We start from the raw sequence: 25,324 nt of genomic DNA on the forward strand, positions 1-25,324 counted from the left end.
CTAAATTTATCATTCTGCCCCTAAATTTTAGGAACTCGCTGGAGAGATCTGTTATCAATTCATACGTTTTGTTAGCTCAAACAGCCTAAAATTTTACGGTGCCTTCATTTCAAATTTTACGATAGATGCTCGATAGGCCGGGGTCAGCATTTGAATATAATTAGATGGTTTTCTTTACTTTTTATAATGGTTTTGAATGTGGTTTAAATAGTGCTTATCTCAATGTCTTTACCCCAACCCTAAAGGGAGAAAATTGAACGTAATTAGAACGTTTTAAAATCTAATTCGTACCTAAATCTTAAATGGCCTACTTTTCGTAAGTGTAGCAAAACAAGTAAAAGCTGCAGCGGCTGGCAGTGGAGGATGGCCTAGTGCAGCGGTTGCCATCCGCACGATAAGGGTTTTACGCCGTTTTCAAGCGTACTAAAATCAGCCTAGATTTTTTTGGTTCGTTTTTTCATCAATGGAAAAAATGAATATTAGAAAGACTAATTGATTAATAGGAATTAGAATGTTGTTATAAACTAGGAGTGTGTAGTTTTTTGATTGTGGTTTAAAGGGTGTGCTGGTGCTTTAAGATTGATCTGGCTTATTCTTCTTTTTCTTTTTTGCATTGCCCAAAAAAGAAACAAAAAAGTCTAGGCTTACGACCCTCTATCTAAATTTATCATTCTGCCCCTAAATTTTAGGAACTCGCTGGAGAGATCTGTTATCAATTCATACGTTTTGTTAGCTCAAACAGCCTAAAATTTTACGGTGCCTTCATTTCAAATTTTACGATAGATGCTCGATAGGCCGGGGTAGTTTTTAAGTGAATTTTTCATTAAAAAGTGCATAGTGAGTGGTAAACAGTGAATGGTTTTGATTGTGGTTCAAATAGAGCCTATCTCAATGTCTTTACCCGAGAAAATTGAACGTAATTAGAACGTTTTACAATCTAATTTGTACCTAAATCTTAAATGGCCTACTTTTCGTAGGCGTAGCAAAACAAGTAAAAGCTGCAGCGGCTGGCAGCGGAGGATGGCCTAGTGCAGCGGTTGCCATCCGCACGATAAGGGTTTTACGCGGTTTTCAAGCGTACTAAAATCAGCCTAGATTTTTTTGGTTCGTTTTTTCATCAATGGAAAAAATGAACATTAGAAAGTGCATAGTGAGTGGTAAACAGTGAATGGTTTTGATTGTGGTTCAAATAGAGCCTATCTCAATTTCTTTACCCGAGCTTAATGGGCGGAAATCACGTTAGCAATTTCTTTACCCCAACCCTAAAGGGAGGAAATTGATCTACAGGAATATATTAGCAGTGTCTTTAGGGGATTTAGGAGTAAAAATAAACAGATTACAATTTCTTTACCCGAGCTTAAAGGGCGGAAATTGATACATATCAATAACATAAATAATGAATTTAGAAGCATTTAAAGTATTAGAAAATAAGAATGTACTCGTAACAGGAGGAGCGGGGTTTATAGGTTCTAACCTCTGCGAAAACCTCTTAAAAATAGGCGCAAACGTTACCTGTTTAGATAATTTCGCTACAGGACACCACCATAATATTGCGCCCTTTTTAAAGCACCCACACTTTACTTTAATAGAAGGCGATATTCGCGATTTAGAAACCTGCCATAGCGCCTGTAAAGCTCAAGATTTTGTGTTGCACGAAGCCGCCTTAGGTTCTGTACCACGCTCTATAGAGGACCCTATTACCACTAACGACGTTAATATAGGTGGTTTTTTAAATATGCTGGTTGCGGCTCGCGATGCTAAAGTGACGCGGTTTATATACGCTGCGAGTTCTTCGACTTACGGAGATTCTGAAGCCTTGCCAAAAGTAGAAGATACCATCGGGAAACCGTTATCGCCGTATGCCATTACTAAATATGTCAATGAGTTATACGCCGAGAACTTTTTTAGCACGTACGGCTTAAATACGATTGGCCTGCGCTATTTTAATGTGTTTGGAAGACGCCAAGACCCTAATGGGGCGTATGCAGCGGTAATTCCGTTGTTTGTAAAACAGTTTATGAACCACGAGAGCCCACTAATTAATGGCGATGGTAGCTACTCGCGCGATTACACCTATATCGATAATGTGGTGCAAATGAATTTACGCGCTATTACCACCACCAACGAAGCCGCACTAAACCAAGTGTATAATACAGCCGTTGGCGACCGTACCACATTGGTGCAACTTACCGACTTACTAAAAAAACACTTGGCCAAACACGATGCCAAAATAGCAGATATATCTATTACGCACGGCCCAAACCGCCAAGGGGATATCCCGCACTCGCTAGCGTCTGTAGAGAAAGCCAAGCGCTTGTTAGCGTATGCACCAAGCCATGCTATTAGTAAGGGGGTTGAAGAAGCTGTGGAGTGGTATTGGGAGAATTTAGGGTAGATTTAAAAACTAAAAGTAAATTTTGAATAATTTAATTAATTAAAAATATTTACACCTTGTGATAGGAATTTGTCACTATGAGTAAAAAAATGAAAGCACTTTATAACAGATTAAAACAAAACCCTTTCGTAAACGATTCTTTTTGGGCTCTCTTTGGAAATGTCGCAGCTAAAGGTATGTCGCTATTAGGGGCTATTGTTGTTGCAAGGTTTTTAGGAAAAGATATTTATGGAGAATATGGTGCAATACGTTCAACATTAATGAATATTGCTGTTTTTTCTACCTTTGGTTTAGGGTATACCGCAACAAAGTTTATTGCAGAAAACAGGGAAAAGAAGCCTTTTTTAATTAAAAGAATAGCATCTTTAACAATGAAAATTTCAGCAATAGTTAGCGCACTTATGGCTACTCTGTTGTTTTTTTTTGCTGGTTATGTCGCAAATATAGTGTTGGAGGCACCGCATCTTGATGTGCCATTAAGATTAGTAGCATTTTGGATAGTGTTTAACTCTTTAACTACCGCGCAAATTGGTATTTTAGCAGGTTTTAATGCTTATAAAGCTATGGCTAAGATTAATACCGTTGTAGGTATTACAGCTTTTACAACTAGTGTTGCATTAACTTATTATTATGGTTTAAACGGAGCTTTAAGCGCTTTACTTTTAACTCAAATTGTTAATTGGTATTTAAATTACCGTGAAGTTCTTAAAAACATACCAATAGATAAGCCAGGTACAAAGACTGAAAATGATAACTTAATAAAAACTATTATAAATTTTTCGACGCCTGTTGCTCTGCAGGAGGGTTTGTACGCTTTAACTTCTTGGTTAATGATTATGTTATTAATTAAGCTTGATGACTACGGAGAGGTGGGATTGTATAGTGCTGCGTTACAGTGGAGTGCAATTATTCTCTTTATACCGGGTATAATGAGAAATGTTATTTTAAGTCATTTATCAAATAGTTTAGGGCGGCCCGAAGAGCATGCAAAACTTTTAAAAACAACTTTGCTAATTAATTTTGGTGCGACGATTGTACCGTTTGTTGTTATTTATATTCTTAAAGATTGGGTGGTAAGTTTCTATGGTATATCGTATCAAGAGGAGTTAGGAAATATATTGGCCATTGCAATATTTACTTCTATTTTTGTTAGTCTCTCCAACGTATATGCACAAGCGTTTATGTCGTTAAATAAAAACTGGTATATGTTTGGACTAAGATTTGTTCGAGATTTCTTTGTGCTTATTGCTACATATTTGTTGATTACGAAGCATATTTTTAATGGAGCTTTAGCTTTAGTAATTAGTAATTTATTGACACAAATATGCTTTCTATTTATTTTAATGATTGTCTATAAAAAAATAAAAAATGCACTCTATAATTAATTATATAAACGAAATGATATTTCGTTTTTTACCAGAAACTAGATTTTTTAAATTTAAACAGATTCTTTGTCAAATTGCAGGTCTAGAATTAGGAGATAATATTAAAATATGTTCATCAGTTAGATTTTTAGGACAAGGGAAAATTAAAATTGGAAGTAACACTTGGATTGGTCCCGCAACAATGATTATATCAACCGCAGAAGTAAAAATAGGAGAAAATGTTGACATTGCACCGCGAGTATATATTGGTACAGGTACACATGAAATGGGAACCGATGGAATTAGGATGGCAGGAAAAGGGACTAAAAAAAGTGTGATAGTTGGAGATGGTACATGGATTGGAACAGGAGCTATTATTTTACCTGGGGTTACAATTGGTCGTATGTGTATCATTGCAGCTGGGTCACTAGTAAATAAAGATATTAATGATAATACTATTGTAGGAGGTGTGCCAGCTAAAGTGATAAAAAATTTACTAACTAATGCCTAGAACTTCCGTTCATATAAAAATTATAGCGCTATTAGTCAGTTTAACTGTGTTAGCAAATAATTTTTTCATTACTTTGGGTTTAGGTAACATATATTATGTGGTACTAATAGCGGCATTCGCTGTATTAGTATTAAGTAGAAAAAGACCAATTGTTAATCTTAAAATGGTGTTTTTTATAATTGCGTGTATATGTTCCATTTTAGTTAATGATATCCCTTATTTTTATAAACCTTATGAGCGGCTCATTGCCTTTATTATAATTGTTGGTTTAATTGGGCCTTTAGTTCAAAATCCTTCATTGAAAGCCTTTAAAAATCTTCTTTTTAAGTATTTGAATACTTTGATCGTTATTATGGTTTTGCTCTCGTTTATAGGGTTAATGCTAAACTCTTCTTTAGTCTATCTTGGTCGTGGTGGGTTTACAGGACTGTTTAATCACTCTATGTTTTTAAGCCCTATGGCTGCTATTAGTATGATAACGTGTGTTTATTATGGTACGATGGAGTCTAATAAAAAGAAAAGACTCGCATTTTATATAATTGCAATCAGTAGTTTTATAGCGTGTTTAACGGCAGGGTCTAGGGCAGCTTTAATAGCTGGTGTTTTGGGAGTTTTATATTTTTTCTATAAGGCTAATCAAGAAAACTTGAAGCAATATTACAAAGTACTATTCATTACATTTTTTATAGGTTTATTATCATTTCCTTTATGGGAATCATATACAGAGAAATTAACAGAGAAAATGGAATATGCAGAGCAGAAAGGAGGGTTTTTTACGACAAGAGAAAGTTTATGGGAAAGACGATTGGACGAATTTATAAGCTCTCCAATTTACGGGATAGGTTTTGCAAACGACAGTAGTAAAACAGAAAGTGATTTAATCGTTGGTGGGGGCCAAATTGAACCAGGGTCTTCTTGGTTGGTTATTTTATCTATGACAGGTCTTTTTGGAACCATTGTCTTTTTTAATATGTTTTTTGGGGTATTAAGAAAATTAAACAAAAAGACTAATAATTCTTTCAACAATTATTTAAAAGCGCTATTGGTTTTCTTCATCATTCATTTGGTGGCAGAAGGCTATGGGCTATCTGCTGGTTCGGGCCTATTTTTTTACTTTTGGTTGTTACTTGGTATTATGGCTCAAAAAACCAACTTAAAAACAACTTCAAACCTTAGCGTTCAATGACCTTAATTTTCTGGCAAAATATAGTGTCTCCTCACCAATTACCCTACATTCGAGAAATTAGTAAGGTTGAAAAGAGGTGTAATGTTCTTCTGGTCGTAGAAAAACAGATGACTTTACAGCGTAAGGGAATGGGGTGGAATACTCAAGTTATTGATGATACAGCCAATTTCAAAATTATTATAGAACCTAATAAGAAAACAATTGATGACATCTTTATAGCGAACCCCGAGGCTCAGCATTTTTTCTCGGGTATACAATCAAATGCGATGGTACATTCTGCTTTTATCGAAAGCTTAAAGTACGAACTTAAAAGGCATTTAATAGTAGAAGGCCCATTTATGTATAAATATCCATTTTTCGCACATTATATTAAATCTTTATTAAAGGATTATAAGAATTATAAACACATAAGTAAAGTTTTTGCAATAGGTAGCCACGCGTTAAATTGGTATCCTAAATTTAATTTTAAAAGAAACCAAATTATTCCATTTAGCTATTGTGTAGAGAAAATAACTACCCAAAAAATTGCTAATAATTCTGGAAGAGTTAAATTGTTATTTGTTGGTGGATTAAATCATAGAAAAGGGGTTGATATTTTACTTAAGAGTCTTTTTAAAATAAATAGAGATTATAGTCTTGATATTGTTGGAGATGGTGACCAGCGTCAGCTTTTAGAAGAATATTGTACACGAAATAGCATTAATAACGTAAATTTTTTAGGCACAAAAAACAATGAGGATATAAGGAACCTATTTCATAATTACGATGTACATATATTACCGTCTCGTCATGATGGTTGGGGTGCAGTTGTTAATGAAGCATTAATGGCCGGATTATTTGTATTGTGTAGCGATGCATGTGGTGCACAAGAACTTATAAAAAACAAGTTTAATGGTATTGTGTTTTCGCACAAAAAGAAGAACGATTTATACACTGCGTTACTGTATTGCATAGAAAATGTAAATAACATTAGAGAGAAAAAGTCTGCAATATTGAACTGGAGTATATGTATTGAAGGTACAACTATTGCTAATTATTTTGTAACTGCGCTACAATCAGAGTCAAGAATAACTCCGCCTTGGCGATAAAAGAATATCTTTAAGAGTATAAATCGCTAAATATGAAAAACTCTCCATTCATTACTATATCATTACGCGCCACAAGCAGTTGCTTTTCCTAACACCTTGTAATGGTTAAAATAGTGCCTTAAGTCCTGATAAATTTTCTAGCAAAAAAATTGCCACACAATTTGGTTGGGACGATCCTATCAATTTTAAAGAATATAATAGAAATCACAAAGCCACATTTTAAGTTCTAAGTTGAGGCCTAACATCAAAGGTTGCTTTCAAAAATTTATCACAAAATTTTTTAATTAACTTCCTATATCGCATCAAAAGCAAACTTTCTCTTCCATTGTGGGTTTCAAGTTAAAAAAATATCTAATCTATCTTATAATATGAATATATTTTTCCCACTCAACGCGTTTTATCCTTCTCAGATTGGAGGGCCATGTAATACATTATATTGGCATTGTGTGGCTTTAAAGAATAATGATGTACAATCTACGATAATAACAACAACGGTTGGAATTAAAGATAAAGTTGTTGCGGACAAATGGTTACAATTAGATTGTGGAGATGTGTTTTATGGAACGAAAGGTGTTATGTCTTTTAAGACGAGAAAAAGATTGAATAATGAGATTTCAAAAACTGATATATTACATATGAATAGCTTATTTAGCTCATTCTCAATTTATAGTTTCCTTTATCGATTGCTTTTTCATCCAAAGAAAAAGATAATTTGGTCTGTACGGGGTGAGCTAAACATAAACGCTTTGAAGTACAGTAGTTGGAAAAAGAAGCCGCTATTAATATTATATAAATTATTAAATAAACACATTGTATATCACAGTACTTCTGTACAGGAAACAGAAGGAATAAAAAAAATGTTCCCAAGGAATAAAATAGTAGAAATACCAAACCTCATATCTCCTGCAGAGCGACATAGTTTAACGAACAATCAAGATCTTTTATATGTGGGCAGAATCCATCCTATAAAAAGTTTACATAAAATTGTTCAAGGATTAGCTTTAAGTGAAGCTTTTATGAAATCTGATATAAAGTTTTTTATAGTTGGGAAACAAGAGGAAAGACACAATAGTTATAAAGAAGAGTTGATGTCTTTGGTGATTAAATTAAACTTGCAAGATAAAGTTACTTTCAAAGGCCATCTAGAAGGGTTTGAAAAGGAAAAGGCTTATGCAGAAGCTTATGCGTTAATTTTAGCTAGTGAGACTGAAAATTTTGGAAATGTTGTTGTGGAGGCTTTGAATCAGGGAACTCCAGTCATAGCTTCAAAAGGGACTCCTTGGCAAGTTTTAGAAGAATATAACGCAGGTTTTCACGTTTCAAATGATCCAAAGTCTCTCTCAATAGCTATAGATTCCCTATTATCTTTGAAAAAGGAGAACTACCAACAAATGCGCATAAATAGCTACAAATTAGTAGACGAAAATTTTAAAGTCGATTCACAAATTTATAAATGGATCGACATCTATAAATCCTTATTAAATGAAAATTAAAAATAAAACCCTATTAATAACAGGAGGCACAGGCTCTTTCGGGAATGCGGTATTGAATCGTTTTTTAGAGACCGATCACTTTTCAGAAATCCGTATTTTCTCACGCGACGAAAAGAAACAACACGATATGCGGGTGCGGCTTAATAACCCCAAAGTGAAATTTTATATAGGCGATGTGCGGGATTATAATAGTATTAACACAGCCATGCGCGGTGTCGATTACGTATTTCAAGCCGCGGCGTTAAAGCAAGTGCCTTCGTGTGAGTTTTTCCCTATAGAGGCGACACGTACTAATGTGTTGGGTACAGAAAATGTATTGAAAGCGGCCATTGCTAATACCGTGAAAAATGTTATTTGTTTAAGTACCGATAAAGCGGCGTACCCTATTAATGCTATGGGAATGAGTAAAGCCTTAATGGAAAAAGTAGCGGTAGCGGCATCGCGTAACGTCGCCGAAGAAGAGACTACTATTTGTTTAACGCGGTATGGTAATGTTATGGCGTCTCGTGGCTCTGTAATTCCATTATTCATAGAGCAAATTAAAGCGGGCAAACCCATTACCATTACCGATCCAGAAATGACCCGCTATTTAATGACTTTAGAAGATGCGGTAGATTTGGTGTTGTACGCTTTTGAAAACGGAAAGCAAGGCGACTTGTTTGTTCAAAAAGCACCCGCGGCTACTATTGCAGATTTGGCAAAAGCACTAATAGAATTGTTTGACGCCGATAATGAAATTAAAATAATAGGCACACGCCACGGTGAAAAACTATATGAAACCTTGTGTACACGGGAAGAGATGGTAAAAGCCGTGGACCTACCGGGGTTTTACCAAATTCCAGCGGATAATCGCGATTTGAACTATGCCCAGTATTTTTCGGAGGGCGAAGCTTCCCTTTCAGAAATTACAGATTATAATTCGCATAATACAGAACGGTTAACCATTGAAGGTATTAAAGAATTGCTGCTAAAATTACCAGAAATTCAAGCGGAACTGAATCACAAACAATAGCAGTATGATAAAAGTAGGGATTACAGGTCAGAATGGTTTTATTGGTCAGCACGTTTACAATACGTTGGGTTTATTTCCAGAAGAATTTGAACGTGTTGCGTTTCATAAAGACTTTTTTGAACACGACCATAAATTGGATGCCTTTGTAAGCCAATGCGATGTTATAGTGCATTTGGCTGCATTGAATCGCCATAATGATGCTGAGGTTATTTACAACACTAATATAGCGCTCGTTTCAACGCTTATCTCCTCTTTAGAACGCACAAAAAGTGAAGCGCATATATTGATGTCTTCGTCTTCTCAAGAAGAAAACGATACAGCCTACGGTACCTCGAAGAAAGCAGGCCGCCGCTTACTTTCAGATTGGGCAGCACAAACTAAGGGGACGTTTACAGGAATGCTTATCCCCAATGTTTTCGGGCCGTTCGGAAATCCGTACTACAACTCTGTGGTCGCAACATTTTCTCATCAAATAGCAAACGGTGAAACGCCAAAAATTGAAGTGGACGGCGATTTAAAACTGATCTATGTAGGTGAGCTTGTAGCGGAAATATTAAAAATAATTCGAGAAAAGAACACAGAAGCATTGTATACGGTTGCACATACCGCAGAAGCCAAAGTCTCTGAATTATTGCGTTTGCTACAAAACTATAAAACCCAATACCAAGACCACGGAGAAATACCGACAATCAATAACACGTTCGCGTTAAATTTATTTAATACGTATCGTTGTTATATGGATGTTGCCAACTACTTTCCTGTAAAGTTTACCCAACATACCGATCCCAGAGGGTCTTTTGTTGAGGTGATTCGTTTAGGGGTTGGCGGACAAGTCTCATTTTCGACGACAGTGCCAGGGATTACGAGAGGAAACCATTATCACACGCGTAAAATTGAACGTTTTGCAGTGATAAAAGGAAAAGCCTTAATACAATTAAGAAAGATAGGCACGGATGAAGTTTTAGATTTTTATTTGGATGGAGACCAGCCTGGGTATGTGGATATGCCTATTTGGTATACGCATAACATTAAAAATATTGGGGATACTGTTTTGTACACTAATTTCTGGATTAATGAGTTTTTTGATCCTGAGGATTCTGATACTTACTTCGAGGACGTATAGAGTTTTTGGCACGCTGATCTAAAGGGATCTAAAGGATTTATATTTGTTTTAAAAGATCTTTTCAATCCTTTCAATCTGCGTGAAAAAGACATTGTAGCACTGCGTGAAAATCATAAGATAAATCAATTTAAGGAATATGGAAATTAATGATATTACATATAAAATTAGAGGATGTATTTTTAATGTTTACAATGAATTAGGACCGGGATTATTTGAATCTGTTTATGAAGCCGCACTACTCTACGAATTAAACAAATCAGGATTAAGCGTTAAAAGCCAAGTAGAATTAGCTGTCCATTAGGATGACATAATTTTAGATGTTGCTTTTAGAATAGATATACTAGTTGAAAATAAAGTTTTAATAGAACTTAAATCAGTAGAAGAATTGTCAAAAGTTCATTACAAGCAAGTAATCACCTATTTAAAATTATCTGATATTCCAGTTGGGTTATTGGTCAATTTTAACACTGATAATATAAAAGACAATATTAAAAGAATCGTAAATAATTACATAGATTAAAAAATCAATTAAATCTTTTTAATCCGCGTGCAAAATAAAATGACACATAAACTTATCACTGGCAACCGCCACACAGACAGCCGAGGAAACCTCACCTTCAACAACGATTTTGACGCATCACCCATCAAACGCCTATACACCATAGAAAATAAAACAACAGATTACATCAGAGCCTGGCAAGGCCATAAAATAGAAAGTCGCTGGTTCTCTGCTATAAAAGGTAGTTTTGAAATTAAATTAATTCAAATCGATAATTGGGAAAACCCAAATAAGAATGCTGAGATTTGTTCTACAACTCTGAACGATAAATCGCTTGATACATTGTGTGTGCCAAAAGGCTATATAAATAGTATTCAAGCTTTAGAAGAAAATTCAAAACTATTGGTAATGTCAGATTATGGGTTCGATGAGATAAAAGATGAATATAGATTTGATCCAAATTATTTTACACTATAATATTTAAAGTATAATGAAAAAGTTGAAGGTTATTACTGTCGTGGGAACGCGTCCAGAAATTATAAGACTATCTCGGGTAATTTGTGCACTCGATGCTTCAAATGCCATAGAACATGTTTTAGTCCACACAGGACAAAATTACGACTATGAACTGAATGAAGTGTTTTTTGAAGATTTAGGAATTAGAAAGCCTGATCATTTTCTTAATGCAGCGGGCACAAACGCCACAACCACTGCAGGACAAATTTTAATAAATATTGATTCAGTATTAGAAGAAATAAAACCTGATGCTTTTTTGGTTTTAGGAGATACTAACTCGTGTTTATGTGCTATTGCAGCGAAAAAAAGAAAGATTCCTATTTTTCATATGGAAGCAGGAAACCGTTGTTTCGACCAGCGTGTTCCCGAAGAAACCAATCGCAAAATTGTTGATCATACTGCAGATATCAATATGACTTACTCAGATATAGCTCGTGAATATCTTTTACGAGAAGGGCTCCCTGCCGATCGTATTATTAAAACGGGGTCACCTATGTTTGAAGTGTTAAATCACTACTTACCTGAAATTAATAAATCTGAAGTCTTACAGAAATTAAAACTTAAAAAAGGAAAGTATTTTGTGGTGTCCGCACACAGAGAAGAAAATATTAGTTCTGATAAAAACTTTAAAGGCTTAATGGATAGTCTAAATATAATAGCAGAACAATATGGCTATCCTATAATTGTTTCTACGCATCCACGTACCAGAAACATGATGGATAAGAAACAAATTAAAACACATAAGGGTATTCAGTTTTTAAAACCTTTAGGCTTTCATGATTACAATGCATTACAATTGAACTCCTATGCTGTTTTATCAGATTCAGGAACCATTAATGAAGAATCCTCAATCCTTAATTTTAGAGCTTTAAATATTCGTGACGCGCATGAAAGACCAGAGGCCATGGAAGAAGCATCGGTTATGATGGTAGGGTTGAATTCAGAACGCATTCTTCAAGGGCTTGTTCAATTAGAAAATCAAAAAATAGATACTGAACGTAACTTTAGAACAGTAACCGATTACAGTATGCCTAACGTCTCTGAGAAAGTTGTACGTATCATATTAAGTTATACCGATTACGTTAAAAGAGTTGTTTGGAGCGAAAACATTTAACTTATTATGAATATCTTATTTCTGTCTATGGTAAACATATCCACTTTACAGCAAAGGGGGATTTACCACGATCTTTTAAATCAATTTATTAACGAAAATCATTCAGTTTTTATTGTTACGCCTAGTGAACGGCGCCATAAAAAGAAGACTGTTTTGTTACAAGAAGGTAAAGCATCATTGCTTAATGTGCAAACCTTAAATCTTACAAAAACAAATGTTATTGAAAAAGGTCTAGGACAAATATTAGTAGAAAAACAATTTTTAAAGGCGATAAAAAAGAATTATAAGGATGTAACGTTTGATTTAGTTTTGTATTCGACACCGCCAATAACTTTTTCAAAAGTTATTTCATACATAAAGCATAAAGATAACGCTTATTCTTATTTACTTCTAAAGGATATTTTTCCGCAAAATGCGGTTGATATGAAAATGATAAAGCAGAATAGTCTGATTCATCGTTATTTTAATAAGAAAGAAAAGGAGCTTTATGCGCTATCGGACACAATTGGTTGTATGTCTGAAGCTAATAAAACGTTTATACTTAAAAACAATCCAAGTGTTTCCGAGGAAAAAGTAGAAGTAAATCCAAATTCAATACACCCTTTATTTATTAAGTATGATGATGAAGAGAAAGCGGCTATAAAAAGTAAGTATAAGATTCCTTTAGACAAAACTATTTTTGTCTATGGTGGGAATTTAGGAATTCCTCAAGGTGTTGACTTTTTGCTGGATACGATTGCTAAACTTAAAGAACCCACAGCGCATATTGTTGTTGTTGGTGGCGGCACTCAATTTACGAAATTAGAACAATGGTTTGAAACTAATTCCCCTAGTAACGCTACTCTTTTAGCTGGTTTGCCTAAAAACGAGTATGACTCCTTACTTGCGGCTTGTGACATAGGAATGATATTTTTACATAAAGATTTTACAATTCCCAATTTTCCCTCGCGCTTATTAGCGTATTTAGAAATGAAAAAACCGGTTTTAGCAGCAACAGATGTAAATACTGATATTGGAAAAGTCATTGAGAATGCACAATGTGGTTACTGGGTAGAAGCAGGCGATAGCGATGGCATACAGAATAAAATTAGCGCGCTGTGCAAGAGTAATTTAAAAAGTATGGGAAGCAATAGTTGGGATTTATTGAACCGGGAGTATTTAGTTGAAAAGTCTTATAGTCTTATTTTAGAGAAAATTAATAATGACATAGCTTAAGAAATAAACTAATGAAAATATTTAGCCTGTCTTGCAATCAGTTTTAATAACGTGTAAAAATATTCAAAATGAAAAAACAAATTCTTATCACTGGAACAGGTGGTATCTCTAAAGAGGTATTCAATGCCTATAATACTCTATAACTATGTCAACACCACTTAATATTTCATTCATCGGCTATTCTGGTTTCGCTTTTTAACCGATGATGGCTTATTAAATCGCTTAAGTAAAAATGCGCGACCACTAATTTTGGCACGTTATGAACAGTCGAAAGTATGGAACGCATTATTGGAAGAATACCAACGTTTACTAAAAGAATTAAACTAAAGTATTTTTAATATTAGAATTATTTTTTTACAGAACAACTTCAAAAGTAACTTTCAGTTCTAAGTAGTTTCAAAAACTAAATAAATTAATCAAAATGAAAAAACAAATTCTTATCGCTGGAACTGGTGGTATCTCTAAAGAGGTATTGTGCTTAATTACAGACTTAGGGAGGTATCTGAATTTTATATTTTTTTTACCTCAATAGCCTTAAGTAAGCTCCATAGTTCACATAAATCTTATCCAAAAAATATAAAACACAATTATGAAAAAAGTTATTTTAGTTGGTACTGGTGGTCATACCGCCGAGGTGGTAGAATATATTAAATACCACAACCGTTTAAAACCGTATGAATTAATTGAGATATTGGGTTTTATAGATGAGAATGACAAATTATATCGACACTACGAGTTTACTCAACCCTATTTAGGAATAGTAGAAAACCATAAAATAAGATTAGATGTACACTATATGTTTTGTTTTGGAAATATGGTCTACAAAGAAAAATTGGTAACAGAATTCAAAACACAAAACGCAAAATTTTTAACCTTTATTCATCCCACGGCGCTTATCGCTGAAACCTGTAAAATTGGTGAAGGTGTACTCATTTCTCATAATGCCTCTGTGGGGCCAATGGCAGTTGTCGGAGATTTTAATATCCTAAATTCGCGTTGTACTATCGGCCATGATACAATTCTTGGCGATTTTAATTTTATTTCACCGCAAGTGTCCTTGTCGGGTAATACAACCGTCGGTCATCATAATATGTTTGGAGTAAACAGTGCCACTATTCCAGGCGTAAGTTTGGGTAATAATAACACCATAGGTGCAGGCTCCATAATCACCAAAGATATAGAAGTTAACAGCATAGTAGTGGGAGTGCCAGGGGTTGTAATAAAAATCAAGAAGGTGTAGTACTATCTGTTTTTTATTCTAGCAGGTTAACAACAGTATGATCTGCTTTGCCAATTTGAAGTTTTAAATCCTTTAAAAATTATCGATTTAATTTATATACGATTTCAGTACGTTATAGTTTTGTTGTATTTAATTCTTATAAAATCAGCTTAAAACAGGCCTCCCTGTATTCAATGAACACTTTTAGTCTATCATCAATTATAATGTGGCTAGACTAATTTAATACTTTTACGATTTCTATGACACAAACAGTTTCTTACCGTTTTTATGCGCTTTTAAAAAGAGTTTTTGATTTCTTCCTATCCATTGCAGGGTTCTTGATTATAGTGCCTTTATTTTTAGTGGTTATGATTATTCTTAAACTCACAGGAGAAGGCGAGATATTCTATTTACAAGAACGTTTGGGTTTAAATAAGACCCGCTTTTACATTTATAAATTCGCTTCTATGTTAAAAGCCAGTTCTAACATAGGTAATAAAGGGTTAACCGTAAGAAATGACCCCAGAATAACAAAAGCGGGAAAGTTATTACGCATTACAAAAATTAATGAATTGCCACAAATTTTAAATGTCATTAAAGGCAATATGGCCTTGGTAGGGCCACGACCGCTTTTAGCAAAGGGTTTTCAAAATTACACACCGGAAGTACAAGCTGTAATTTATAAAAACAGACCTGGTATTACCGGCATTGGCTCATTAATATTTAGAGATGAAGAACTATTAGTGACAACCTATAAAGCCCTTGGTAAAAATCCTTTAGAATATTACAAAACACATATCTATCCTTATAAAGGAGCACTTGAATACTGGTATTTTTACAATTGCTCGCTGTTGGTAGATTTTAAAATCCTGTTCTTAACTTTTTGGTCTTTGGTGAATAGTGATTCTCAATTAGTATATAAAGCTTTTAAAAACTTACCACCCAAACCAGAATCTTTGACCGTGGCTGGTATTCATAAGCTGTAGAGTTTACAAAAAAAAAGATAAAGTAAAAACAAAAGTATGATCCCCTTATCAATCCCGAAATTAGAAGGTAACGAATGGCAATATGTTCAAGACTGTTTAAACACCGGTTGGATTTCTTCAGCTGGCAGTTACGTTACACAATTTGAAGACCAGGTCGCAGCGTATGCCGGTGCTAAATATGGTGTGGCGTGTATGAATGGTACGGCAGGACTGCATATTGCGCAACTGCTATTGGGGGTCACCAAAAACGACCACGTTATTGCCCCTAATATTACCTTTATCGCGACGCTTAATGCCATAAAATATACCGGTGCAGCCCCTATTCTTATAGATGTAGATGCCGATAACTGGCAAATGGATTTGGAACTTTTGGAAAGCTACCTAAAAGAGCACACCATAGAAAAGACAGAAAACAACGAGACGTTTAGAGTGGATACCACGACCCAAAAGCGCGTGCGTGCTATTATGCCCGTGCATGTTTTAGGGAATATAGGCGATATGGACCGCTTGGTGGCAATTGCTAAAACCTACCACTTAGCTATTATAGAAGACAGCACCGAGGCCTTAGGCACAACCTTTAATACCAAACATGCCGGTTCCTTTGGTAAAATTGGGGTGTTTAGTTTTAATGGGAATAAGATAATTTCTACCGGTGGTGGTGGTGTGCTTGTTACTAATGATGCAGCACTCGCCAAACAGGCCAAACATTTAACCACCCAGGCGAAAGTTAGCGCTATGGATTATATACACGATGCCATTGGTTATAATTACCGCTTAGTGAATGTGTTGGCCGCTATTGGTGTGGCGCAAATGGAACAGTTTCCTGGGATTTTAAACGATAAAAGAACATTGGATGCCTACTACCGCAAACACTTGCAAGGGGTCGGCGATATCACCTTTCAGGCGGTTTTAGACGGCGCACATCCTAACGGGTGGTTGTTTACGTTTAGTACGGCGCGAATGCGAGACTTATTAGCGTATTTAAATGCTAATGGCGTACAATCGCGTCCGTTTTGGATGCCGATGAATCAGTTGGAAATGTTTACAGACGCTATTTATATGACGCGACATGATGTTTCGGCTGCGGTTTATGAGCGGAGTATTAGTATTCCGAGTTCGGCAGGGATTACCGTGGAACAGTTAGAAACTGTGGTGCGTACTATTAAGGATTTTTATAGTGAGAAGTAGTGAATGGGTTTTAGTGAGCGGTGATTGGTTTTGATTGTGTTTCAAAGCAAGGTTTTTGGTGAAGTAGTATCTGTCTCAATTTCTTTATCCCAACGCTAAAAGGGAGGACATTGAATATAATTAGATGGTTTTCTTTACTTTTTATAATTGTTTTGATTGTGGTTCAAATAGAGTGTGCTGGGACTTTAAGATTGATCTGGCTTATTTCACTTTTTCTTTTTTGCATTGCCCAAAAAAGAAACAAAAAAGTCTAGGCTTACGACCCTCTATCTAAATTTATCATTCGGCCCCTAAATTTTAGGAACTCGCTGGAGTGATCAGTAATCCATTCCTGATTTTTGTTAGCTCAAACAGCCTAAAGTTTTACGGTGCCTTCATTTCAAATTTTACGATAGATCGGCGATAGGCCGGGGTCAGCATTTGAATATAATTAGATGGTTTTCTTTACTTTTTAGAATTGTTTTGATTGTGGTTTAAATAGTGCTTATCTCAATGTCTTTACCCCGTGCTTAAAGGGTGGGAATTGAACATAATTAGAACTTTTTAAAATCTAATTCGTACCTAAATCTTAAATGGCCTACTTTTCGTAGGCGTAGTAAAACAAGTAAAAGCCGCAGCGGCTCGCAGTGGAGGATGGCCTAGTGCAGCGGTTGCCATCCGCACGATAAGGATTTTACGCCGTTTTCAAGCGTACTAAAATCAGCCTAGATTTTTTTGGTTCGTTTTTTCATCAATGGAAAAAATGAATATTAGAAAGACTAATAGATTTATTTGAAATGGAATGTTGTGATAAATGAGAAGTGAGTAGTTTTTTTTAGTCAGTAGTTTTGATTGTGGTTTAAATAGTGTGTGCTGGGACTTTAAGATTGATCTGGCTTATTCCACTTTTTCTTTTTTGCATTGCCCAAAAAAGAAACAAAAAAGTCTAGGCTTACGACCCTCTATCTAAATTTATCATTCTGCCCCTAAATTTTAGGAACTCGCTGGAGAGATCTGTTATCAATTCCTAATTTTTGATAGCTCAAACAGCCTAAAATTTTACGGTGCCTTCATTTCAAATTTTACGATAGATGCTCGATAGGCCGGGGTCAGCATTTGAATATAATTAGATGGTTTTCTTTACTTTTATAATTAGTTTTGATTTTGGTTTAAATAGAACCTATCTCAATTTCTTTTGCCCAACCCTAAAGGGAGGAAATTTCTTTACATACGAAAATGAAGGTCCCCTTTAGGGGATTTAGGGGTAAAACAGTCTCCTTAAGATAATAGAAAGATATATTTTAAAAACCTATAATAACACATGAATTTAATAGACATACCCAATTTTATAAAAACACATATTACCAAACGATCACAGAGTCTTTTTGAGAATGATATGGCGTTGCATCGCGATACATTACTTAAGAAAATTGAAGGGAAATCCGTTTTAGTAATTGGTGGCGCTGGTACCATCGGGTCGTCTTATATAAAGGCGATTTTAAAATTTAAACCGGGCAAGTTATTTGTCGTAGATACTAATGAGAATGGCTTAACAGAGCTCACCCGTCAATTACGCTCGGATGCTACTATGTTTGTGCCTGAAGACTACAGAACGTACCCTATGAATTTTGGGGATCCGGTGTTTAAAAAGATGTTTTTGGCAGAAGGGCCATTTCATATCGTTGCTAATTTTGCGGCGCACAAGCACGTGCGTAGCGAAAAAGATAAATACTCTATTGAGGCGATGATAGATAATAACGTGTTTAAAGCCAAGGCCTTTTTAGACCTTTTGGTGACTAATAAACCAGAGCATTTCTTCTGTGTGTCTACCGACAAAGCCGCCAATCCAGTGAATGTTATGGGGGCTAGTAAGAAATTAATGGAAGAGGTGATTATGGCGTATAGTAACGATTTACAAATTACTACGGCACGCTTTGCTAATGTGGCTTTCTCTAACGGTTCGCTATTGGCGGGTTATATTGAGCGCTTATTTCAAAATCAACCTATTTCTTGCCCTGCCGATGTGCAGCGCTTTTTTGTATCGCCAGAAGAGAGCGGACAGATTTGTATGCTAGCGTGTATGTTAGGGAATTCTGGTGAGGTGTTTTTTCCGAAATTAGCGACCGAAGAAATGGCGTTTTTTAAAACGATAACGCTAGACTTTTTTAAAGCGTCTGGACGTACTATTATCGAATGTGAGTCGGAAGACGAAGCCAAAACGTTATCCCTAACCACTACAGAAAAGGACCCGTACCCGGTTTACTTTTTTGATACGGATACCTCTGGCGAAAAACTGTTTGAAGAATTTTATACCGATAGTGATGCCGTAGATACTAACACGTATTCGAGCTTGGGTGTTATTAAAAACGCTCGTAAATTACCTAAAGACTCCATTAATGTTACGCTTTTGGAATTGAAGGCCCTTATGGATTCTGGTGATTATGATAAAAATGCTATCGTAGGATTGCTTCAAAAGTACCTTCCTGATTTTAATCATATTGAAACAGGGAAGAGTTTAGATCAGAAGATGTAGGTGTGCTTTAATACTTCAATAATTCAAAAGATTTCAAGATTTAAGGATTCATAAATATTCAAGAGGTGCATTACGCCTCATTGAATTTTTGAATAAAATATTCATTGAAAAAAAACTAAAAACTAAAATGTATAAAGTATTTAAAAGAGGTTGTGATATTATCGTATCAGGTATTGCCTTGGTGATTTTAGCGCCTATATTAATTCCTGTTATGATAGGACTTAAGCTGACGGGTGAAGGTTATATTTGGTATAAGCAAGAACGAATAGGGTATAGAAACAAACCCTTTTTAATTTGGAAGTTTGCAACGATGCTAGAAAACAGTCCGAATATGTCTGGTGGTGTTATTACCACCAAAAAAGATCCGCGAATAACTCCTATGGGCGGTTTTTTAAGAAAAAGTAAAATTAATGAACTGCCGCAGTTGATTAATATTTTTAAAGGAGATATGAGTGTTGTGGGGCCCAGACCCGTAATGCAAATTAGTTTTGAAGCTTATCCTAAACCCGTACAACAGGTAATTTATAATGTGAGACCGGGGCTTACTGGTATCGGCTCTATTATTTTTAGAGACGAAGAAGAGCTAATTACCGCAGTGAAAAATAAAGGAGAAGACCCGTGGGCGTTTTATTCGACTGCTATTTACCCTTTTAAAGGCGCGGTTGAACACTGGTACCAAGCCCACGAATCGTTTGTGGTGGATGTAAAAATTATTATGATTACAGCTTGGGTGCTATTCAATCCTACCAGTGCAATGGTGTACCGTTGGTTTAAAGAGTTACCAAAACGTCCTTTTTAACCCGCCTGCTAGCAATGCGGCTGCGGCTTTTAAGATTAGACGCACAAGGCTGGTCGTTACAGAGAAACTAGCCACAGGCCTCTTCACAGACCGTTTCTTTTTAGAGTTTGTGCTTTACTGACGCCTTTAGAGATTTACGTTACCGGTAGCGCACCGCGTTCTTCGCCTTATTTGTAGCGTACAAGATTTATAAATAACAAGGCGTTAGTCCGCTGATTTCCAAAGCTTACCGTCCGTTTAATATTTTTCAGCATTTAAAGGGACTATGTTCTAAATTGTTGTTATTTTTGCCCGCGTTGCAGCGGTTAAAAAGCACTGCTTTATCCTGTTTTTAAAGCACATACCACTGCGGTTTCCTTCGGTTGCCCTATCGTGTCTTTTAGCACCCCATAACACTTGCACCTATTATATTTATTATGATTAAAACACAAAACATCCGCTTACTTATCATCGCCTTATGCGGTGTTGTATTGAGTAGCTGCGTGAGTAATAAAGAGATTTTATACTTTCAAGATGCCGATTCTTTTAAAGAAACCACTATTGAGTATCGCGAGAATACGGTACAGCCCAACGATATTTTATCGGTAACGATAAGTGCTGCAATACCAGAAACAGCGATTCCTTATAACCGACAAACCAGCAGTAACTATGGTACTAATGTCGAATTACTAAAATTACAAGGGTATTTGGTAAGTCCGGAAGGTCTTATTTCTATTCCTGTACTCGGCAAGGTGTTGGCTAAAGAGCAAACGACGTCGGCGTTAGAAACAGCTATTGCGACCCGCTTAGAAGACGATGGGCACTTGGTAAACCCTATAGTCTCTGTGCGTTTACTTAATGCGAAAGTTACGGTGTTGGGCGAAGTGCAACGTTCGGGAACCTTTAGTTTTACCGAGCAGTATTTAAGTGTGCCACAAGCCTTGGGCTATGCTGGCGATTTAACCATTAATGGCCGTCGTGATGATATTTTATTGATTCGTGAGTTGGACGGAATACGCAGCATCACCCACCTTGATTTAACCACTGCCGATTGGATGGGGAATCCCGAATATATTTTAAAACCCAACGATGTGCTGGTGGTACAACCCAACCGTGCAAAGGTAAAAACAGCGGGGTATGTTGGTAATGTATCGACGATTGTTGCCATTGCATCCCTTGTTTTAAGTGCAACCATTTTAATTACTCGATAATCCCTACGTATGTATAACCAAATAGAAAACGACGCCGACAACGAACAACTCGATATTAGAGGACTTGTGTATCGTTACCTAGCCTATTGGCCTTGGATAGCCCTAAGTATTGCAATCGCCGTGATTGGTGCTGTTATGTATTTACGCTATACACCAGATAGCTATACAACGACGGCTAAAGTTAAGGTGTTAACTGAAAAGGAAGCGACCGATTTGGCTTTAGATTTAGATAAGATTCTAGGCAAAGGAAATGTGAATCTAGAAAATGAACGGGCTGTATTTCAGTCGTTCCGCATAAACCGTCAGGTGGTAGCGGAGCTTAATTTACAAGTGTCTTATTTTCAAATGGGACGTGTTAATGAAACGCAAGTGTTTAACGCTCCTTTTAAAGTGGTTTATGTGCCGGCGGCTGCTACAGGAGAAATGGACTTACGCTTTGAAATTAAGTTATTACCGCGCGGTTATAGCCTTACTAATCTTATAACGGAAGAAACGGTAGTGGTGCCTACGTTTTATTTTAAGACGCCAACGGCGGCCTTTCCGTTTACCATAACACCACGAGACCCTAGTGCTATAATTCCCGGCGACAACCCTATATATACCGTTTCTATTTCTAGTGAAAGTGAAGCAACACAAGGTTTACGTAAGGCCTTGAAAATAATGCCAGACGGAAAAGATAGTGACATTTTACTACTGAGTTTGGATGCCAATGATAAGATCCAGGCGCAGGCCATATTAAACACACTTATTGCTGTGTATATTGAAGACGGTATTTTGGACCGACAAGAAGTGTCTAAGCGCACCATTACTTTTATTGATGAGCGTTTTAAATACCTCACCACAGAATTAGATTCTATTGAAGCGGCTAAAGGTAGCTACAAGCAAAATAACAATTTAAGTATTTTTGAAGCAGATGCCGCGTCGGTAATCGAAAAGCGTTCGGTAAAAAACGAGCAGCTCTTTCAAGTGGAAACCCAATTACTACTGGCCGATGTGTTAGCCAAAAGTATGACATCGACGGATAATTTTAATTTGCTACCGGCTAATATCGGCTTAAATAGTGGCGCGGTGAATACCTTGGTAAGCGATTATAACACCGCCGTTTTAGAGTATAATAAGTGGAAAGCTAGTGCTGGAGATAGTAACCCAAAGGTTATGGTGTTAAAACAAACCATTTTAGACCTTAATAGAAATATTACGAGTTCATTAACCGGTTATAAAGATCAGTTAGAGCAATCTCTGGAACAAAATAAGCGGGCTCAAAACTTAGCGCAGGAGTCGTTTATGACCTTGCCTAATAAAGAAAAAATATTACGTAGTATAGAGCGTCAGCAGTTATTAAAAGAGAACTTATATCTTTTACTTTTGCAAAAACGCGAGGAAGCGGCGATTACAATGGCCACAACTGCTGCCAATGTTAAAGTTATCGATTATGCCATAACGAATTCTCTGCCTGTGGCTCCCAAACGCAAAATTATTTTATTAGGCGCTTTATTACTGGGTGTGTTTGTTCCTGTAGGTATTTTATACCTTAAGTTTTTAACCAATACTAAAATCTATACCAGTCGAGATGTTGAAGCTATTAACCCTAACAGTCCTATACTAGGGGAAATACCTGTAATTACTAATGCGAAACACGGCGTGTATGAGACGGCTGGAAATTCGCAAACCGAAGAGGCGTTTAGAACCTTGGCTCATAATATTAATTTTATGCAGGTGCAATATCCTCAAAAAGGGGGCCGCGTAATCGCGTTTACGTCTTCGGTAAAAGGAGAAGGGAAAACAACAGTGGCCTTTAATGTGGCACACACCTATTTTCAGTCCAAAAAGCGCGTGTTATTAGTGGGGGCCGATTTAAGGAATCCGCAATTACACCCCTTTATAGACGAAACAAAAAATACGTCGGGACTCTCTAACTATTTGAGTGATACAACGAGCGATTGGAAAGATTTTGTGCTGTCTGTGACGCCAGATAGTAATCGTTTTAATGTGTTGCTATCGGGCCCTATTCCGCCAATGCCCGCCGTTTTATTATCGAGTCCTCGATTTAAAGACTTTTTAGATGAAGCCAGAACCTACTACGACTATATTATTATTGATACGGCACCAACGTTATTAGTTGCTGATACCTTGACGTTTGTGAAATTGGTGGATCTAACGGCGTATGTGGTGCGTTCTGGTATTACCGAGAAACCACTTATTGAGTATTCTAAGAAATTGGTAGATCAGAAAAAGATCGATAATATTGGCTATATTATTAATGATATCGATCATAAAGGCTCCTATGGCTATGGGTATAACTATGGTTATGGCTATGGGTATTCGTCGGAAAGTGTGAAAAAGCCGTGGTATCAGTTTTGGGGGTCGTAATTTTTTCTAAGTATTACCATATCCCTTCCGTTAGTAACCCCGCCGGCTTAGTGTTTAAGTAGCGTGTTGTTTAATTTCGGAAGTCCATTTTATCTTATTTAATCCAGGCACAAACGCTGTGCCTTTAAACTATAATTATTAAATTAAACCCTAAATGACATTTAAAAATTACCTACTATTAACGTTGTGTTTAAGCGCATGGGTAGCACCATTAGCTGCGCAAGAAACCCCTTATTTTAAAGCGAGCATTGGCTTAAATTTTATTGATAACAGTAATCAGTCCTCTCGTGGATTTTGGGGTATTGAAGATGTTGCTTTTGAGAGCCCTTTGGCTTTAGGAGTGGATTACCAAGCGAATGACCAATGGAGTTTTGGTGTTAATACTTCGTTTAATACGTTGAAAGAGTTAGGGGAACGCTCTAAATTTTTTGGTATGAATGCCGATGCTAACTACTATATTGTTAAAGCTGAGGGCAGAAATTTTATCGATTTTTACGGTATTATGGGCGCTGGTTTTTATACTGCCTTTGATAATACAGGAATCACTGTAAATCCGGGATTAGGGTTTAACTATTGGTTTCTTGAAACGGTTGGTGTAAATCTTACGGCTAAAGCCAATTTTGAAGTGAACTCTGGAGCTCCTGAGGTTCAGAATTTTTATCAGTATTCTTTTGGCCTGATCTGGCGAATGGGAGAAGCTTTTTAGAGTTATAAGTGAGGAACTGTTCGCAGGCTCACAAGTGGTGAGTAGTTTTTTTAATAGTGAACAGTGAATAGTCTTGATTGTGGTTCACTTCGTGATAGCGATTTTGTAGTGCCTCTCAATTTCTTTACCCCGAGCCTAAAGGGTGGACATTGAACATAATTAGAACGTTTTACAATCTAATTCGTACCTAAATCTTAAATGGCCTACTTTTCGTAGGCGTAGTAAAACAAGTAAAAGCTGCAGTGGCTGGCAGTGGAGGATGGCCTAGTGCAGCGGTTGCCATCCGCACGATAAGGGTTTTACGCGGTTTTCAAGCGTACTAAAATCAGCCTAGATTTTTTTGGTTCGTTTTTTCATCAATGGAAAAAATGAATATTAGAAAGTGCATAGTGAGTGGTAAACAGTGAATGGTTTTGATTGTGGTTCAAATAGAGCCTATCTCAATTTCTTTACCCCAACCCTAAAGGGCGGACATTGAATATAATTAGATCGTTTTCTTTAATTTTTAGAATTGTTTTGATTTTGGTTCAAATAGTGTGTGCTGGGACTTTAAGATTGATCTGGCTTATTATTCTTTTTCTTTTTTGCATTGCCCAAAAAAGAAACAAAAAAGTCTAGGCTTACGACCCTCTATCTAAATTTATCATTCTGCCCCTAAATTTTAGGAACTCGCTGGAGTGATCTGTTATTAATTCCTAATTTTTGTTAGCTCAAACAGCCTAAAATTTTACGGTGCCTTCATTTCAAATTTTACGATAGATCCTCGATAGGCCGGGGTCAGCATTTGAATATAATTAGATGGTTTTCTTTACTTTTTAGAATTGTTTTGATTGTGGTT

Annotated in this window: 19 protein-coding genes and 1 pseudogene; all 20 read left to right on the plus strand. The window is 36.2% G+C overall.

All coding sequences use genetic code 11. The features are described from left to right. The first annotated feature begins 1,396 nt into the window (after positions 1–1,396). Positions 1,397–2,395, plus strand: a complete 999-nt coding sequence (locus ES677_RS13865) for an SDR family oxidoreductase (protein WP_148381543.1) — start codon at positions 1,397–1,399, stop codon at positions 2,393–2,395. A gap of 89 nt (positions 2,396–2,484) precedes the next feature. Further along, positions 2,485–3,780 (plus strand): oligosaccharide flippase family protein, encoded by a 1,296-nt coding sequence (locus ES677_RS13870; protein ID WP_170235067.1) that lies wholly within the window; start codon positions 2,485–2,487, stop codon positions 3,778–3,780. Continuing rightward, on the plus strand, positions 3,764–4,270 hold the full coding sequence (locus ES677_RS15735; RefSeq protein ID WP_148381545.1) for an acyltransferase: 507 nt from the start codon (positions 3,764–3,766) through the stop codon (positions 4,268–4,270). The genes ES677_RS13870 and ES677_RS15735 overlap by 17 nt, the downstream gene beginning before the upstream one ends. Beyond that, entirely contained in the window at positions 4,263–5,456 is a 1,194-nt protein-coding gene (locus ES677_RS13880; RefSeq protein ID WP_148381546.1) for an O-antigen ligase family protein, read from the plus strand. The genes ES677_RS15735 and ES677_RS13880 overlap by 8 nt, the downstream gene beginning before the upstream one ends. Continuing rightward, the gene (locus ES677_RS13885; RefSeq protein WP_148381547.1) at positions 5,453–6,544 is read left to right on the plus strand and encodes a glycosyltransferase family 4 protein; all 1,092 of its coding nucleotides are present in this window, start codon (positions 5,453–5,455) and stop codon (positions 6,542–6,544) included. Before ES677_RS13880 ends, ES677_RS13885 begins: the two co-directional genes overlap by 4 nt. Before the next feature lie 368 nt (positions 6,545–6,912). Further along, positions 6,913–8,037: a glycosyltransferase family 4 protein gene (locus ES677_RS13890; protein WP_148381548.1), complete on the plus strand. Its 1,125-nt coding sequence runs from the start codon at positions 6,913–6,915 to the stop codon at positions 8,035–8,037. After that, positions 8,027–9,049 carry a polysaccharide biosynthesis protein gene (locus tag ES677_RS13895; protein ID WP_148381549.1) on the plus strand — a complete coding sequence of 341 codons (1,023 nt, stop codon included), beginning with the start codon at positions 8,027–8,029 and terminating at the stop codon, positions 9,047–9,049. Before ES677_RS13890 ends, ES677_RS13895 begins: the two co-directional genes overlap by 11 nt. Positions 9,050–9,053: 4 nt before the next feature. Continuing rightward, a complete protein-coding gene (locus ES677_RS13900; protein ID WP_148381550.1) occupies positions 9,054–10,172 on the plus strand; it encodes a polysaccharide biosynthesis C-terminal domain-containing protein in 1,119 nt (372 codons plus the stop codon). Positions 10,173–10,308: 136 nt separating this feature from the next. After that, a pseudogene (locus tag ES677_RS15525) lies at positions 10,309–10,692 on the plus strand (GxxExxY protein). A 39-nt stretch (positions 10,693–10,731) separates the two neighbouring features. After that, positions 10,732–11,148 carry a WxcM-like domain-containing protein gene (locus ES677_RS13915; protein ID WP_148381552.1) on the plus strand — a complete coding sequence of 139 codons (417 nt, stop codon included), beginning with the start codon at positions 10,732–10,734 and terminating at the stop codon, positions 11,146–11,148. A 13-nt stretch (positions 11,149–11,161) separates the two neighbouring features. Further along, entirely contained in the window at positions 11,162–12,301 is a 1,140-nt protein-coding gene (wecB, locus tag ES677_RS13920; protein ID WP_148381553.1) for a non-hydrolyzing UDP-N-acetylglucosamine 2-epimerase, read from the plus strand. Positions 12,302–12,307: 6 nt separating this feature from the next. Continuing rightward, complete coding sequence (locus ES677_RS13925; RefSeq protein WP_148381554.1) at positions 12,308–13,516, plus strand: glycosyltransferase family 4 protein; 1,209 nt, start codon at positions 12,308–12,310, stop codon at positions 13,514–13,516. Between the two features lie 589 nt (positions 13,517–14,105). Continuing rightward, positions 14,106–14,756, plus strand: a complete 651-nt coding sequence (locus ES677_RS13930) for an acetyltransferase (protein WP_148381555.1) — start codon at positions 14,106–14,108, stop codon at positions 14,754–14,756. 239 nt (positions 14,757–14,995) lie between these two features. Continuing rightward, a complete protein-coding gene (locus tag ES677_RS13935; protein ID WP_148381556.1) occupies positions 14,996–15,721 on the plus strand; it encodes a sugar transferase in 726 nt (241 codons plus the stop codon). Between the two features lie 36 nt (positions 15,722–15,757). After that, a complete protein-coding gene (locus tag ES677_RS13940) occupies positions 15,758–16,909 on the plus strand; it encodes a LegC family aminotransferase (RefSeq protein WP_148381557.1) in 1,152 nt (383 codons plus the stop codon). 1,300 nt (positions 16,910–18,209) lie between these two features. Beyond that, complete coding sequence (locus ES677_RS13945) at positions 18,210–19,421, plus strand: polysaccharide biosynthesis protein (RefSeq protein ID WP_148381558.1); 1,212 nt, start codon at positions 18,210–18,212, stop codon at positions 19,419–19,421. A 127-nt stretch (positions 19,422–19,548) separates the two neighbouring features. Beyond that, positions 19,549–20,220 carry a sugar transferase gene (locus ES677_RS13950; protein WP_148370959.1) on the plus strand — a complete coding sequence of 224 codons (672 nt, stop codon included), beginning with the start codon at positions 19,549–19,551 and terminating at the stop codon, positions 20,218–20,220. Between the two features lie 416 nt (positions 20,221–20,636). Next, a complete protein-coding gene (locus tag ES677_RS13955) occupies positions 20,637–21,410 on the plus strand; it encodes a polysaccharide biosynthesis/export family protein (RefSeq protein ID WP_148381559.1) in 774 nt (257 codons plus the stop codon). Positions 21,411–21,419: 9 nt separating this feature from the next. After that, complete coding sequence (locus tag ES677_RS13960) at positions 21,420–23,780, plus strand: polysaccharide biosynthesis tyrosine autokinase (RefSeq protein WP_148370961.1); 2,361 nt, start codon at positions 21,420–21,422, stop codon at positions 23,778–23,780. 154 nt (positions 23,781–23,934) lie between these two features. Next, complete coding sequence (locus ES677_RS13965; RefSeq protein ID WP_148381560.1) at positions 23,935–24,486, plus strand: hypothetical protein; 552 nt, start codon at positions 23,935–23,937, stop codon at positions 24,484–24,486. Positions 24,487–25,324 lie beyond the last annotated feature (838 nt).

The sequence above is a fragment of the Bizionia gelidisalsuginis genome, from assembly GCF_008086185.1.
Taxonomy (GTDB): domain Bacteria; phylum Bacteroidota; class Bacteroidia; order Flavobacteriales; family Flavobacteriaceae; genus Bizionia; species Bizionia saleffrena.